The organism is Pseudomonas sp. GV105, assembly GCF_003058185.1.
GTDB lineage: Bacteria > Pseudomonadota > Gammaproteobacteria > Pseudomonadales > Pseudomonadaceae > Aquipseudomonas > Aquipseudomonas veronii.
In genome coordinates this window covers 14577-28266 of record NZ_QBUF01000021.1, presented here as the reverse complement: position 1 = coordinate 28266, position 13690 = coordinate 14577, and the positions used below count along the sequence as shown (strand labels likewise).

Sequence of the window (13690 nt, the reverse complement as noted above, 5' to 3'; positions counted from 1 at the left end):
GGCAAGCCCCCTCTCACATTGAATCTTCGGTGTTTTCAGAATTTGTTGGCATAAAAAAGCCCCGCCTGAGTGATCAGGCGGGGCTTTTCAGTGGCTGATGGAATCAGACGAGGGGTTTAGGCTCGTGCTCTTCTTCCAGGGCCTTTGGGTGGTGCTCTGCCACTTCTTCAACGGAACGCGGGGTCTCGTCGACGATAGGGGCAGCGTGCTCGACCACTTCGGCGACAGCCGGTGCGGCAGCGGCAGCAGCGGCGGCCGCTTCGGCTTCCTTGCGACGACGGCGCACTTCACGTGGGTCGTTCGGCGCACGGCCGTTTTCGGTCAGGGCGCTGGCCGGTGCGGCTTCAACCACCGGGGCGGCGGCTTCGGCAACCACGGGCGCTTCAACCACGGGCGCAGGCTCGGCAACCACTACCGGAGCGGCTTCAACCACTTCGGCAACCGGGGCCGGTGCGGCTTCTACCACGGGGGCAGACACTTCAACCGGGGCGGCAGGTTCGGCAGTCCACTGGAAGGCGGTCTGTTCTTCGCGAACTTCACGCACGGCCGGGGCGGCGGCTTCGACAACCGGAGCTTCCACGACAGCTTCAACCACTGGCTGTGGCTCAACCACCGGGGCAGGCTCGGCGGCAGCCACTTCTTCTTGCGGCTGGGCTTCGCGAACCGGCGCAACTTCCACTTCCGGAGCCGCGGGGGCTTCGATCGGGGTGGTTGCTTCTACGACCGGTGCTTCAACCACTGGGGTCTCGGCGACTGGCGCTTCTACCGCAACGGTTTCTTCGACGGCGGCAGTGGCGCGTTCAGCCTGCTCGTGAGCCTGGGCTTCGGCAGGTGCGCTGATGACCGAGCTGGCAACAGCGGCGGTAACGGCCAGGCCGGCAGCCAGTTCGGTGCTGGTCGGTTCGCTGGTAGCGGCTTCTGCGTTCTCGCCGGCTTCTTCCGAACCTTCGATCACATTGCCGTTGGCGTCACGTTGACGCTCGCGACGGTTGCTGCGACGACGCTGGCCACGGGAGCGGCGGCGCGGACGATCGCCTTCGGCGTTGTCCTGGCCGTCTTCCTGCAGTTGCTCTTCGCCGGTCAGCACTTCTTCTTCGCTGGCGGCAGCCGCCTGCTCGGTACGTGGTTGACGTTCTTCACGCGGTGGGCGCGGTTGACGCTCTTCACGTGGCGCACGCTCTTCACGCGGCGGGCGAACCGGGCGTTCTTCCTCGGTAGGGGCGGCAACAGCTGCGGCGGCAACGGCAACGGCTGGCGCAGCGTCCAGCGGCTCGCGCAGTTCACGCACACGTTCTTCACGCTCGCCACGCGGCTTGCGATCTTCACGCGGTGCGCGTGGTGGACGTGGTGCGCGCTCTTCGCGCGGTGCGCGTTCTTCGCGGGCTACGACCGGGGTCTCTTCACGGGCTTCGCGAGGCGCACGCTCTTCACGGGGTGCGCGCTCTTCACGCGGGGCCCGTTCTTCGCGCGGCTTGCGCTCTTCGTCACGGCGACCGTTGCGGTTACGGCTCTGCTGGCGACCGTTGCGACGCTCTTCGTTACGCGCCGGACGCTCGGTGGCAGGTTTTTCGACCACCACCGGTGCCGCAGGCTCTTCCTTGCTGGCGAACAGGCTGACCAGCGATTTCACCAGGCCCTTGAACAGGCTTGGCTCAGGCAGGGCGGCCGGGGCTGCAACCGGGGCAGCCACTTCAACCGGAACCGGTGCGTTGGCACGCGCCGGAGCGGTCTTCACGGCGGCTTCCTGGCGAACCAGGGTGCGGGTCGCGGCGGCTGGCTGGACTTCTTCCACTTCGGCAGCGGCAGCGGCGATTTCGTAGCTGGACTGGCCGCTGTGGGCTTCCGGGCTGTCATCACGCAGGCGCTGCACTTCGAAGTGCGGCGTTTCGAGATGATCGTTCGGCAGGATGACGATACGGGCACGGGTGCGCAGTTCGATCTTGGTGATCGAGTTGCGTTTTTCGTTGAGCAGGAACGCGGCAACCGGGATCGGCACTTGTGCGCGGACTTCGGCGGTGCGGTCTTTCAGGGCTTCTTCTTCGATCAGGCGCAGGATCGCCAGGGACAGCGATTCAACGTCACGGATGATGCCGGTGCCGTTGCAACGCGGGCAGACAATGCCGCTGCTCTCGCCCAGGGACGGACGCAGGCGCTGACGGGACATTTCCAGCAGGCCGAAGCGCGAGATGCGGCCGACTTGCACGCGGGCACGGTCAGCTTCCAGGCATTCGCGGACTTTCTCTTCCACGGCGCGCTGGTTCTTGGCGGGGGTCATGTCGATGAAGTCGATCACGATCAGGCCGCCGATATCACGCAGGCGCAGCTGGCGGGCGATTTCTTCAGCCGCTTCCAGGTTGGTCTGCAGGGCGGTTTCTTCGATGTCGCTACCTTTCGTGGCGCGCGCCGAGTTGATGTCGATGGACACCAGGGCTTCGGTCGGGTCGATCACGATGGAGCCGCCGGAAGGCAGTTCGACCACGCGCTGGAAGGCGGTCTCGATCTGGCTTTCGATCTGGAAACGGTTGAACAGCGGAACGCTGTCTTCGTACAGCTTGATCTTACTGGCGTACTGCGGCATCACCTGGCGGATGAAGGTCAGGGCTTCGTCCTGGGCTTCGACGCTGTCGATCAGCACTTCGCCGATGTCCTGGCGCAGGTAATCGCGGATGGCGCGGATGATCACGTTGCTTTCCTGGTAGATCAGGAACGGCGCGGAACGATCCAGGGACGCTTCTTTGATGGCGGTCCACAGTTGCAGCAGGTAGTCGAGGTCCCACTGCATTTCTTCGCTGCTGCGGCCCAGGCCGGCAGTGCGGACGATCAGGCCCATGTCGGCTGGAGCGACCAGGCCGTTCAGCGCTTCACGCAGTTCGTTGCGTTCTTCGCCTTCGATGCGACGGGAAATGCCGCCAGCACGCGGGTTGTTCGGCATCAGTACCAGGTAACGACCGGCCAGGCTGATGAAGGTGGTCAGGGCGGCGCCCTTGTTGCCACGTTCTTCTTTTTCGACCTGGACGATGACTTCCTGGCCTTCGCTCAGGACGTCCTTGATGTTCACGCGGCCTTCGGGGGCTTTCTTGAAGTATTCGCGGGAGATTTCTTTGAGGGGCAGGAAGCCGTGGCGCTCGGAGCCGAAATCGACAAAGGCAGCCTCAAGGCTTGGTTCGATGCGAGTAATACGGCCTTTATAGATGTTGGCCTTCTTCTGCTCGCGTGCGCCGGACTCGATGTCCAGGTCGTAAAGGCGTTGGCCATCTACCAGCGCAACACGCAACTCTTCGGGTTGAGTTGCGTTAATCAGCATTCTTTTCATGTTGTACCGTCGGTTTCCGGGCTGCCGGAAACGGCGTTCGGCACACACGACTTCTCACGGTCGGTGTCAGGTGCGTCAAGAGTGGTTGGCCACTCCAGTGTCCAGCAATAACCGGCGAATTGGGCTGGTATCGCGACGGACGCGTCCTGCTTGTTAGCGGTGGTGACAAAGGCACCACTTCAACAAAAGCTAAGGTCAGGAGGAGGAATCAACCGGCGACTGTGGACGAGATGAAGCGTCTATATATAAGCCTAGTGCTACACGGTCCGACGGTTGTGCATCTCCACCCTACACGTATCCCTGATAATTCGGGTGCTGCCGCGCGCAGAATCCGCAGCGGGTTGGCATTTACCGTGTTCTCCAATGGGGAGTCCACGCTCATGGCTAAACAAGACCAAGTGTGGGCGATTGCGCTCTCACTCGGCTCTTAACAGGCGTTGTTTCCGAAGCATTCGCCATGGTGTGTCCCAAGACTGACTGCACTTTGTGAACTGGCCGTAAATATCGGCGCAAAATGCGAGTATTCACTCTGCTTTCTGCACTCGCTTCAGGCCTCATGTCACCTGCGCTTGTTACAATCTCGGGCTTTCCAAGGTAACGAAAGCCCCGTAGGACGGCCTCGCGTCCTGATGAATTGCGAAGGTCAGGGCCGGCAATTTGCCGCAAGTCCTCTGTCCAGGCCGCTTTTGGCGGCGTTCGCGACTATAGCAGTAATGATTAAGTGCTTCAATTCCATAAAAAATTGTTATCATCGCCGACATGACGACTACCGCCCCCCAGACCCCCAGCGTCCAGCTGCTCGAGGTCTCGCCGGAATATGCCGGCCAACGCATCGACAATTTTCTCCTGGCCAGGCTCAAAGGCGTGCCCAAGACCTTGATCTACCGCATTTTGCGTAAAGGCGAAGTGCGCGTGAACAAGGGGCGCATCAAGCCCGAGTACAAGCTGCAGGCGGGCGATATCGTGCGGGTGCCGCCGGTGCGCGTGCCTGAGCGCGACGAACCTGTGCCGCTGGCCCAGGGCCTGTTGCAGCGCCTTGAAGCGTCGATTGTCTACGAAGACAGCAAGCTGATCGTGATCAACAAGCCCTGCGGCATTGCGGTTCACGGCGGCAGCGGCCTGAGTTTCGGCGTGATCGAAGCCTTTCGTCAGTTGCGTCCGGATGCCAAGGAGCTGGAGCTGGTTCATCGCCTCGACCGCGACACCTCCGGCCTGCTCATGATCGCCAAGAAGCGCAGCATGTTGCGCCACCTGCACACCGCCCTGCGCGGCGATGGCGTGGACAAGCGCTACATGGCGCTGGTGCGCGGCAACTGGGCCAGCTCGATCAAGAGCGTGCGCGCGCCGTTGCAGAAGAGCAACCTGCGCTCCGGCGAGCGCATGGTCGAAGTGGACGAGGAGGGCAAAGAAGCCCTGACCCTGTTCAAGGTGCTGCGCCGCTTCGGCGACTTCGCCACCCTGGTCGAGGCCAAGCCGGTCACCGGGCGCACTCACCAGATTCGCGTGCACACCCTGCATGCGGGCCACTGCATTGCCGGTGACACCAAGTACGGCGACGAGGCGTTCTCCAAGGAGATTCGCGACCTGGGCGGCAAACGCCTGTTCCTGCACGCTTACATGCTCACCGTCCCGCTGCCCGATGGTGGCGAATTGAAGTTGCAGGCGCCGGTCGATGAAATGTGGGCCAAGACCGTGGAGCGTTTGAGTGCCGCACCTTGACTACAAACTGCTGATTTTCGATTGGGACGGCACGCTGGCCAACTCCATTGGCCGTATCGTCGAGGCCATGCACATGGCCTCGACGCGTTCTGGCTTCGAGCTGTGCAGCGATCTGGCGGTCAAGGGCATTATCGGCCTGGGGTTGCCTGAGGCGATTCGCACCTTGTACCCGCACATCGCTGACGCTGAATTGGTCGCGTTCCGCGAGCATTATGCCGATCACTACATTGCGCTGGAGGCCGAGCCTTCGCCGCTGTTTGATGGCGTGGTGCAGTCCCTGGAAGCGTTCCGCGCCGAGGGTTATCAGCTGGCGGTCGCCACCGGCAAGGCCCGCCGCGGCCTGGACCGGGTGCTCAGGGCCCACGGCTGGGAAGACTATTTCGACGTTACCCGCGCAGCGGACGAAACCGCCAGCAAGCCCCATCCGCTGATGCTTGAGCAGATCCTCGCCCATTGCGGCGTGTCGCCACGCCAGGCGTTGATGGTCGGCGACGCGTCCTTCGACCTGATGATGGCACGCAATGCCGGCATGGACAGCGTGGCGGTCAGCTACGGTGCGCAGGCTGCCGAGGCGCTGCAGGCATACGAGCCCAGGCTGACGATCGATCATTTTTCTGAATTGCAGGCCTGGCTCAGCCGGGCCCACTGAGTCTTTGCTGGGGTAGATGGCATGAGTGATGAGTGGAAAGCGCCCGAAAAGGCCGACAGCAGTGACGACAAGAGTTGGAAGCTGCTGGAGAAGACTCTTCTGGCCAGCGTGCAAGAGCAGCGTCGTTCGCGGCGCTGGGGGATTTTCTTCAAGCTGCTGACCTTTGTTTACCTGCTCGGCATGCTGGTGCTGTTCAGCCCGCTGGTGGACATGGAAAAAACCGCGACCCGTGGTCCCAACTACACCGCCTTGATCGAAGTGCGCGGGGTGATTGCCGACAAGGAGTCCGCCAGCGCCGACAATATCGTCAGCAGTCTGCGCACCGCGTTCGAAGACCCCAAGGTCAAGGGCGTGATCCTGCGCATCAACAGCCCAGGCGGCAGCCCGGTGCAATCGGGCTACGTGTATGACGAGATTCGCCGCCTGCGCTCGCTGCATCCGCAGATCAAGCTGTACGCGGTGATCTCCGACCTGGGCGCCTCGGGTGCGTATTACATCGCCAGTGCCGCTGACCAGATCTACGCCGACAAGGCCAGCCTGGTGGGTTCCATTGGCGTCACGGCGGCCGGTTACGGCTTTGTCGGCACCATGGAGAAGCTCGGTGTGGAGCGTCGCACCTACACCTCGGGCGAGCATAAGGCGTTCCTCGACCCGTTCCAGCCGCAAAAGGCCGATGAAACCCAGTTCTGGCAGAGCGTGCTCGACACCACTCATCGCCAGTTCATTGCCAGCGTCAAGCAAGGGCGCGGTGATCGTCTGAAGGACAAGGACCATCCGGAGCTGTTCTCCGGGCTGGTCTGGTCTGGTGAGCAGGCCTTGCCGCTGGGCTTGATCGATGGCCTGGGCAGTGCCAGTTCGGTGGCGCGGGACGTGATTGGTGAAAAGGAACTGGTGGACTTCACCGTTCAGGAGTCGCCGTTTGACCGTTTCTCCAAGAAGCTCGGCGCCAGCGTGGCGGAGAAGTTGGCCTTGTACATGGGCTTCCAGGGCCCGACCCTGCGCTGAGATCCCAAGGTCTGCGTCGATAAATGTGGGAGGGAGCTTGCTCCCGATAGCAGTGGATCAGCCAGCTTATCTGTAGCTGACCCACCGCAATCGGGAGCAAGCCCCCTCCCACATTTGGTTTTGCGCTGGTTTAAGGGATTTGCACGCCCTCGGCCAGCAGCATATCCACCAGGCGAATCAGCGGTAAGCCGACAAGGCTGGTCGCATCCGGGCCTTCGGTGCTTTGAAACAGGCTCACGCCCAGCCCTTCGGCCTTGAAACTGCCCGCGCAGTCATAGGGCTGCTCGATCCGCAGGTAGCGCTCGACCCGCTCCGCGTCCAGCACGCGCATGTGCACGGTGAACGGCACGCAGTCGACCTGGCAATGCCCGGTCTCGCTGTTCAGCAGCGCCAGCCCGGTGAGGAAGCTGACACGCTTGCCGCTGGCCGCCAGCAGTTGCTCGCGGGCGTTCTCGAAGGTGTGGGGTTTGCCGATGATCCGGCCTTCGAGTGCGGCGACCTGATCGGAGCCGATGATCAGGTGCCCTGGATGGCGGGCGGCGAGGGCGCGGGCTTTCTCTTCGGCCAGGCGCTTGACCAGTTCGACGGCTGACTCATTTGCGCGGTGGCTTTCATCGATATCCGGCGAGCTGCAGATGAACGGTAAGTGCAGGCGGCTCAGCAATTCCCGGCGATAGACCGAGCTGGATGCGAGTAATAAAGGCAGCATGGGCGTCTCCTCAGGGCGACCGGGGATTCTAGCGGGACGACCGGCTGACGCACAGGGCTGAATTTCCTTTGACATGGCTGGGGGCATCCCTATAATGCTGCGCCTATGTTGAATGACCCGATTCCACCTCACGTTGACCCGCGCAAATTGGCTGATCGTGGCACTTCCCTTCAAGGTGAATTGCTGCTGGCCGATTTGGAGAGACTCTGCGACCCGCTTTCCGACACTGTCGGTACGGTGCAGGCCAAATTCGTTTTTGAACGAGATGAACGTAAATCTGTGGTTATTCACAGCTTTATCGACACCGAGGTCAAAATGGTTTGCCAGCGTTGTCTTGAGCTGGTCACCCTGCCGATTCACAGCGAATGCAGTTACGCTGTGGTAAAGGAGGGTGCGAATACCCAGTCGTTGCCGAAAGGTTATGACGTGCTGGAACTGGGCGAAGATCCTTTGGATCTGCATGCACTGATCGAGGAGGAGCTTTTGCTCGCCTTGCCCATTGTGCCTGCTCATCATCCGGAAGAATGCCAGCAGCCGGCGGGCCTCGATGACGAGTCCGAACCGAGCGAGGACGAGGTAACGCGGTCCAACCCGTTCAGTGTATTGGCGCAGTTAAAGCGTGACCCAAACGTTTAGGAGTTAATCAATTATGGCTGTTCAGCAGAACAAAAAATCCCGCTCTGCCCGTGACATGCGTCGTTCGCACGACGCCCTGACGGCAAGCACTCTGTCTGTAGAAAAAACCACCGGTGAAATTCACCTGCGTCACCACGTATCGCCAGAAGGCGTATACCGTGGCCGTAAAGTGATCGACAAGGGCGCTGACGAGTAATCACTTGTCTGCTCAAGTCATCGCGATTGACGCAATGGGCGGGGACTTCGGTCCCCGCAGCATTGTTCAGGCTTGTATTGCCAGCCTGTCTGCTACGCCCTCGCTGCACCTGACCCTCGTCGGTCAACCTTCCCTTCTTGAAGAACTGATTGCCAGCCATCCGGCTGTGGATCGCGCGCGCCTGACGATTACGCCCGCCAGCGAAGCCATCGGCATGGATGAAAAGCCAGCGGTCGCCCTGCGTGGCAAGCCCGACTCTTCAATGCGGGTCGCCCTCGAGTTGTTGCGTGATGGCAAGGTGCAAGCCTGTGTCAGTGCCGGCAATACGGGCGCGCTGATGGCATTGTCGCGGCATGTGCTCAAGACCTTGCCGGGGATCGACCGGCCGGCGATAGTCGCGGCGATACCGACGCAGACAGGCTATTGCCAGTTGCTCGACCTGGGCGCGAATGTCGATTGCAGTGCCGAGCATCTGTTCCAGTTCGCCGTGATGGGCTCGGTGGCTGCCGAGGCGCTGGGTGTGGCTCGTCCGCGCGTGGCCTTGCTGAATATCGGCATCGAAGACATCAAGGGCAACCAGCAGGTCAAGCTCGCCGCCGCTTTGCTGCAAGGTGCGCGGGGGTTGAACTACATCGGCTTTGTCGAAGGCGACGGTTTGTATCGCGGCGAGGCGGATGTGGTGGTGTGCGACGGGTTTGTCGGCAATATCCTGCTTAAATCCAGCGAAGGCCTGGCGACCATGATTGCCACGCGGATCGAGGCCTTGTTCAAGCGCAACCTGGCCACACGCCTGGTCGGCGCCCTGGCGTTGCCGCTGATGCGCCGCCTGCAGGAGGACCTGGCCCCGGCGCGGCATAATGGCGCAAGCTTTCTCGGCTTGCAGGGCATCGTGGTGAAAAGCCATGGCTCGGCGGGGGTGGAAGGCTTTCAGAGTGCGATTGCACGGGCGTTGATCGAGATCCAGGAAAATCTGCCGCGACGCTTGCACGGCCGCCTGGAAGATCTGTTGCCTTAGGCGAATCGGCCCGGGAATGCTTAAATGTGACCGGCCGGTTCAATTGACCATCCAATCTGTCAGTTTCGTGCGCTCCCATCGTAGGAGCGCCTATATCCGACGACCAGATCATTAGGGGCTTGTTACATGTCTACATCCCTCGCATTCGTCTTTCCAGGGCAGGGTTCGCAGTCCCTCGGCATGTTGGCCGAGCTGGGCGCGCAATATCCGCTGATCCTGGAAACCTTCAAGGAAGCTTCCGATGCCCTGGGTTACGACCTGTGGGCGCTGACCCAGCAGGGGCCGGAAGAGCAACTCAATCAAACCGATAAAACCCAGCCGGCCATCCTCACCGCTTCGATCGCCCTGTGGCGCTTGTGGCTGGCGGAAGGCGGCGCGCGTCCGGCATTCGTCGCCGGTCACAGCCTGGGCGAATACAGTGCCCTGGTCGCCGCGGGCAGCCTGACCCTCGCTGAAGCGGTCAAGCTGGTCGAGCGTCGTGGCCAGTTGATGCAGGAAGCGGTTCCGGCCGGGCAGGGTGGCATGGCCGCCATTCTCGGCCTGGATGATGCGGTGGTGATCGCCGCCTGTGCCGAAGCGGCCCAGGGCGAAGTGGTCAGCGCGGTGAACTTCAACTCGCCGGGCCAGGTGGTGATTGCCGGTGCCAAGGCCGCCGTTGAGCGCGCCATCGAAGGCTGCAAGGCCCGTGGCGCCAAGCGTGCCTTGCCGTTGCCGGTGAGCGTGCCGTCGCACTGCGAGCTGATGCGCCCGGCGGCCGAGCGTTTTGCCGAGTCCATCGCCGCCATCAACTGGCAGGCGCCGCAGATCCCGCTGGTGCAGAACGTCAGCGCGGCGGTTGCCGCGGATCTCGACACCCTCAAGCGCGACCTGCTGGAACAACTCTACAAGCCGGTGCGCTGGGTTGAATCGGTACAGACCCTGGCCGCCAACGGCGCCACCGAGTTGGTCGAGTGCGGCCCGGGCAAAGTCCTGGCCGGCCTGAACAAGCGCTGCGCCGACGGCGTGTCGACCTCCAACCTCAATACCCCGGATGCCTTTGCGGCCGCTCGCGCGGCACTGGCCTGAACCCCGAACTTAGGAGAAGCCTGCATGAGTCTGCAAGGTAAAGTTGCACTGGTTACCGGCGCAAGCCGTGGCATTGGCCAGGCGATCGCCCTGGAACTGGGCCGTCAGGGCGCCGTCGTGATCGGCACCGCCACTTCCGCCGCGGGCGCCGAGCGTATCGCCGCGACCTTGAAGGAAAACGGCGTGCAGGGCACCGGCCTTGAGCTGAATGTGACCAGCGATGAGTCCGTGGCTGCCGTACTGGCCGAGATCACCGCACAGTTCGGCGCGCCGGCGATTCTGGTGAATAATGCCGGTATCACCCGCGATAATCTGATGATGCGGATGAAAGACGACGAGTGGCATGACGTCGTCGACACCAACTTGAACAGTCTGTTTCGCCTGTCCAAGGGCGTTTTGCGCGGCATGACCAAGGCGCGTTGGGGTCGAATTATCAATATTGGCTCCGTAGTGGGTGCCATGGGCAACGCAGGCCAAGTAAACTATGCCGCGGCGAAAGCCGGTCTGGAAGGTTTCAGCCGCGCACTGGCGCGTGAAGTCGGCTCGCGGTCGATTACGGTCAACTCGGTGGCCCCTGGGTTCATCGACACCGATATGACCCGCGAACTGCCGGAAGCACAGCGTGAAGCCTTGCTGACGCAGATTCCGCTGGGCCGTCTGGGCCAGGCTCAAGAGATCGCGAATGTGGTCTCTTTCCTGGCATCCGACGGTGCGGCATACGTGACTGGGGCTACAATCCCGGTTAACGGCGGGATGTACATGAGTTAAATTGTGACGGATCGCTTCAAAAAAATGTCATACGAGCTGTCTAAAATCCGTTATAAAGCTGCAACTTAATTTATACGCGGGTGGCCGACCGGGTACGGGGTGAACCTTTCAGTTGAAAAGCTGAAATGGCTTTCTATACACTTACCCACTGGCCAGCTGCCTGAATTTGTCCATTAGGAGTGAAAACAAGGTATGAGCACCATCGAAGAGCGCGTCAAGAAAATCGTTGCCGAGCAACTGGGCGTTAAAGAAGAAGAAGTGGTCAACACCGCTTCCTTCGTTGAAGACCTGGGTGCCGACTCCCTTGACACCGTTGAGCTGGTGATGGCTCTGGAAGAGGAATTCGAGACCGAAATCCCGGACGAAGAAGCTGAAAAAATCACTACCGTTCAAGCTGCAATCGACTACGTTACCAGCCACCAGGCGTAATAGTTTGTAGTCGTCGCTTGCTGTCAGGGAAAAACCGCACTGCTGTAACGGCGTGCGGTTTTTTCTTTAGCTCTGATGAAAAGTGATTCTGAAGCAAAGTGTCGTCATTAGAAAAAGGAGAGTGCTGTGTCGCGTAGACGCGTCGTAGTCACCGGTATGGGTATGTTGTCGCCACTGGGCACGGATGTGCCGAGCAGTTGGCAGGGCATTCTGGCTGGCCGCAGTGGTATTGGTCTGATCGAACACACGGACCTTTCTGCCTATTCCACCCGTTTTGGCGGCTCGGTAAAGGGGTTCAATGTCGAGCAATACCTCTCGATCAAAGAGTCCCGCAAACTCGACCTGTTCATTCAATACGGCCTGGCAGCCGGTTTTCAGGCAGTGCGTGACGCTGGTCTGGAAGTCACCGACGCCAACCGTGAACGCATCGGCGTGGCCATGGGTTCGGGTATTGGCGGTTTGACCAATATCGAAGAAACCAGTCGCACGTTGCACGAGTCCGGTCCGCGTCGAATTTCACCGTTCTTCGTGCCGGGTTCGATCATCAATATGATTTCCGGTTTCCTGTCCATCCATCTGGGAGCACAGGGACCTAACTACGCCATTGCCACGGCTTGCACCACAGGCACGCATTGCATCGGCATGGCCGCGCGCAATATCGCCTATGACGAAGCGGACGTGATGATTGCCGGCGGCGCTGAAATGGCGGCCTGCGGCCTGGGCATGGGCGGCTTCGGCGCGTCGCGTGCGCTGTCGACCCGCAACGACGAGCCGGCTCGTGCCAGCCGTCCGTGGGACAAGGGCCGTGACGGTTTCGTCCTGGCCGACGGCGCCGGTGCGCTGGTGCTGGAAGAGCTGGAACACGCCAAGGCGCGTGGCGCGACGATCTACGCCGAGCTGATCGGCTTTGGCATGAGTGGCGACGCCTACCACATGACTTCGCCACCGGCCAACGGCGCCGGTGCTGCGCGTTGCATCACCAACGCCCTGCGCGATGCGAAGATCAGCCCGGACCTGGTGCAGTACATCAACGCCCACGGCACTTCGACAGCGACCGGCGACCTGGCGGAAGCCGAAGCGATCAAGTCGGTGTTCGGCGAGCACGCCTACAAGCTGGCGGTCAGCTCCACCAAGTCCATGACCGGCCACCTGTTGGGTGCGGCGGGCGCGGTCGAAGCGATCTTCAGCGTGCTGGCCATCAGGGATCAGGTCGCTCCGCCGACCATCAACCTCGATGAGCCGGATGAAGGCTGCGACCTGAACTTCGTGCCTCATGAAGCGCAGAAGATGCCGATCGACGTGGTGTTGTCCAACTCGTTCGGTTTCGGTGGCACCAACGGCTCCCTGGTGTTCCGCCGGTTCGCCGAGTAATGCACAGCTGGGTCGACGGTCAGCCAGCGGACAGCGTGCCCCTGAAAGATCGTGGCCTGGCGTATGGCGATGGCCTGTTCGAAACCATCGCCGTCAAGGCCGGGCAACCGGTGTTGCTCGACCGCCACCTGCAACGCCTGGCCGAGGGTTGCAGGCGGTTGGCATTGGTTGTGGACCCGGCATTGGTCCGCAGCGAAGTGCTCGCTTATGCCAGCGCCCTCGGCGACGGCGTACTCAAATTGATCCTCACCCGAGGCGACAGCCTACGCGGTTATGGCATCAACCCCGGCGCCCCGGTGCGCCGTATCCTGCAGGGCAGTGCGCCTGCTGCTTATCCCCAGGCCCATGGCAACGACGGTATCCGCCTGTTTCCGTGCGCCACCCGTTTGTCCGAACAGCCGCTGCTGGCCGGTCTCAAGCACCTCAATCGCCTCGAACAAGTGATCGCGCGCGCCGAGTGGCAAGATACCGAGCATGCCGAAGGTTTGATGCTGGATATGTCCGGGCGCGTCATCGAAGGCGTGTTCAGCAACCTGTTCCTGGTGCGCCACGGCGTGTTGTTGACCGCTGATCTGAATCGTTGCGGCGTGGCCGGCGTCATGCGTGCCGAGGTACTGGCCCAGGCGCAGGCGCTCGGCACCCCGGTGGTCGTGGCCGATATCAGCCTTGAGCAGTTGCAGTCGGCCGACGAGGTTTTTGTCTGCAACAGCGTTTATGGCATTTGGCCGGTGCGCGGCTGTGCTGCGATGAGCTGGTCGGTTGGGCCGCTCACCCGTAAACTGCAGGGCATTGTTCGCGCGCTATTGGATATTTGA

At 61.6% G+C, this 13690-nt stretch carries 13 protein-coding genes; 11 read left to right on the top strand and 2 right to left on the bottom strand.

Annotation, left to right across the window (positions count from 1 at the left end):
• Positions 1-103 precede the first annotated feature (103 nt).
• Positions 104-3304: a ribonuclease E gene (rne, locus tag C8K66_RS28770; protein WP_108526641.1), complete on the bottom strand. Its 3201-nt coding sequence runs from the start codon at positions 3302-3304 to the stop codon at positions 104-106.
• A 768-nt stretch (positions 3305-4072) separates the two neighbouring features.
• On the opposite strand from rne, the gene rluC reads away from it, so the two are divergent.
• From rluC to sppA, 3 genes are read left to right on the top strand one after another with little or no spacing between them, the layout of a single operon-like run.
• Positions 4073-5032 (top strand): 23S rRNA pseudouridine(955/2504/2580) synthase RluC, encoded by a 960-nt coding sequence (gene rluC / locus C8K66_RS28760; RefSeq protein WP_046382359.1) that lies wholly within the window; start codon positions 4073-4075, stop codon positions 5030-5032.
• Positions 5019-5681 (top strand): HAD-IA family hydrolase, encoded by a 663-nt coding sequence (locus C8K66_RS28755; RefSeq protein WP_046489270.1) that lies wholly within the window; start codon positions 5019-5021, stop codon positions 5679-5681. Before rluC ends, C8K66_RS28755 begins: the two co-directional genes overlap by 14 nt.
• Positions 5682-5702: 21 nt before the next feature.
• The gene (gene sppA / locus C8K66_RS28750; protein WP_108526640.1) at positions 5703-6686 is read left to right on the top strand and encodes a signal peptide peptidase SppA; all 984 of its coding nucleotides are present in this window, start codon (positions 5703-5705) and stop codon (positions 6684-6686) included.
• Between the two features lie 130 nt (positions 6687-6816).
• Here sppA and C8K66_RS28745 read toward each other — a convergent pair whose 3' ends face one another.
• The gene (locus C8K66_RS28745) at positions 6817-7395 is read right to left on the bottom strand and encodes a nucleoside triphosphate pyrophosphatase (RefSeq protein ID WP_046382362.1); all 579 of its coding nucleotides are present in this window, start codon (positions 7393-7395) and stop codon (positions 6817-6819) included.
• Between the two features lie 105 nt (positions 7396-7500).
• Here C8K66_RS28745 and C8K66_RS28740 point away from each other — a divergent pair, with 105 nt between their 5' ends.
• From C8K66_RS28740 to pabC, 8 genes are all read left to right on the top strand, one after another.
• Complete coding sequence (locus tag C8K66_RS28740) at positions 7501-8031, top strand: YceD family protein (protein WP_027607804.1); 531 nt, start codon at positions 7501-7503, stop codon at positions 8029-8031.
• Between the two features lie 13 nt (positions 8032-8044).
• On the top strand, positions 8045-8227 hold the full coding sequence (rpmF, locus tag C8K66_RS28735) for a 50S ribosomal protein L32 (protein WP_008152339.1): 183 nt from the start codon (positions 8045-8047) through the stop codon (positions 8225-8227).
• A gap of 4 nt (positions 8228-8231) precedes the next feature.
• Complete coding sequence (gene plsX / locus C8K66_RS28730; protein ID WP_079444532.1) at positions 8232-9242, top strand: phosphate acyltransferase PlsX; 1011 nt, start codon at positions 8232-8234, stop codon at positions 9240-9242.
• A gap of 126 nt (positions 9243-9368) precedes the next feature.
• Entirely contained in the window at positions 9369-10307 is a 939-nt protein-coding gene (fabD, locus tag C8K66_RS28725; protein WP_046489281.1) for an ACP S-malonyltransferase, read from the top strand.
• Between the two features lie 24 nt (positions 10308-10331).
• Positions 10332-11075, top strand: a complete 744-nt coding sequence (gene fabG, locus C8K66_RS28720; RefSeq protein ID WP_046382365.1) for a 3-oxoacyl-ACP reductase FabG — start codon at positions 10332-10334, stop codon at positions 11073-11075.
• Between the two features lie 192 nt (positions 11076-11267).
• Complete coding sequence (acpP, locus tag C8K66_RS28715) at positions 11268-11504, top strand: acyl carrier protein (protein ID WP_003175607.1); 237 nt, start codon at positions 11268-11270, stop codon at positions 11502-11504.
• A gap of 126 nt (positions 11505-11630) precedes the next feature.
• Positions 11631-12875, top strand: a complete 1245-nt coding sequence (gene fabF, locus C8K66_RS28710; RefSeq protein ID WP_046382366.1) for a beta-ketoacyl-ACP synthase II — start codon at positions 11631-11633, stop codon at positions 12873-12875.
• Positions 12875-13690: an aminodeoxychorismate lyase gene (gene pabC / locus C8K66_RS28705; protein WP_057005497.1), complete on the top strand. Its 816-nt coding sequence runs from the start codon at positions 12875-12877 to the stop codon at positions 13688-13690. The genes fabF and pabC overlap by 1 nt, the downstream gene beginning before the upstream one ends.

Coding starts and splice junctions, on each gene's coding strand:
- sppA (WP_108526640.1), top strand. CDS start 5,703: ATGAGTGATGAGTGGAAAGCGCCCGAAAAGGCCGACAGCAGTGACGAC.
- C8K66_RS28745 (WP_046382362.1), bottom strand. CDS start 7,395: ATGCTGCCTTTATTACTCGCATCCAGCTCGGTCTATCGCCGGGAATTG.
- pabC (WP_057005497.1), top strand. CDS start 12,875: ATGCACAGCTGGGTCGACGGTCAGCCAGCGGACAGCGTGCCCCTGAAA.
- rluC (WP_046382359.1), top strand. CDS start 4,073: ATGACGACTACCGCCCCCCAGACCCCCAGCGTCCAGCTGCTCGAGGTC.
- fabD (WP_046489281.1), top strand. CDS start 9,369: ATGTCTACATCCCTCGCATTCGTCTTTCCAGGGCAGGGTTCGCAGTCC.
- rne (WP_108526641.1), bottom strand. CDS start 3,304: ATGCTGATTAACGCAACTCAACCCGAAGAGTTGCGTGTTGCGCTGGTA.
- fabG (WP_046382365.1), top strand. CDS start 10,332: ATGAGTCTGCAAGGTAAAGTTGCACTGGTTACCGGCGCAAGCCGTGGC.
- rpmF (WP_008152339.1), top strand. CDS start 8,045: ATGGCTGTTCAGCAGAACAAAAAATCCCGCTCTGCCCGTGACATGCGT.
- acpP (WP_003175607.1), top strand. CDS start 11,268: ATGAGCACCATCGAAGAGCGCGTCAAGAAAATCGTTGCCGAGCAACTG.
- C8K66_RS28740 (WP_027607804.1), top strand. CDS start 7,501: ATGTTGAATGACCCGATTCCACCTCACGTTGACCCGCGCAAATTGGCT.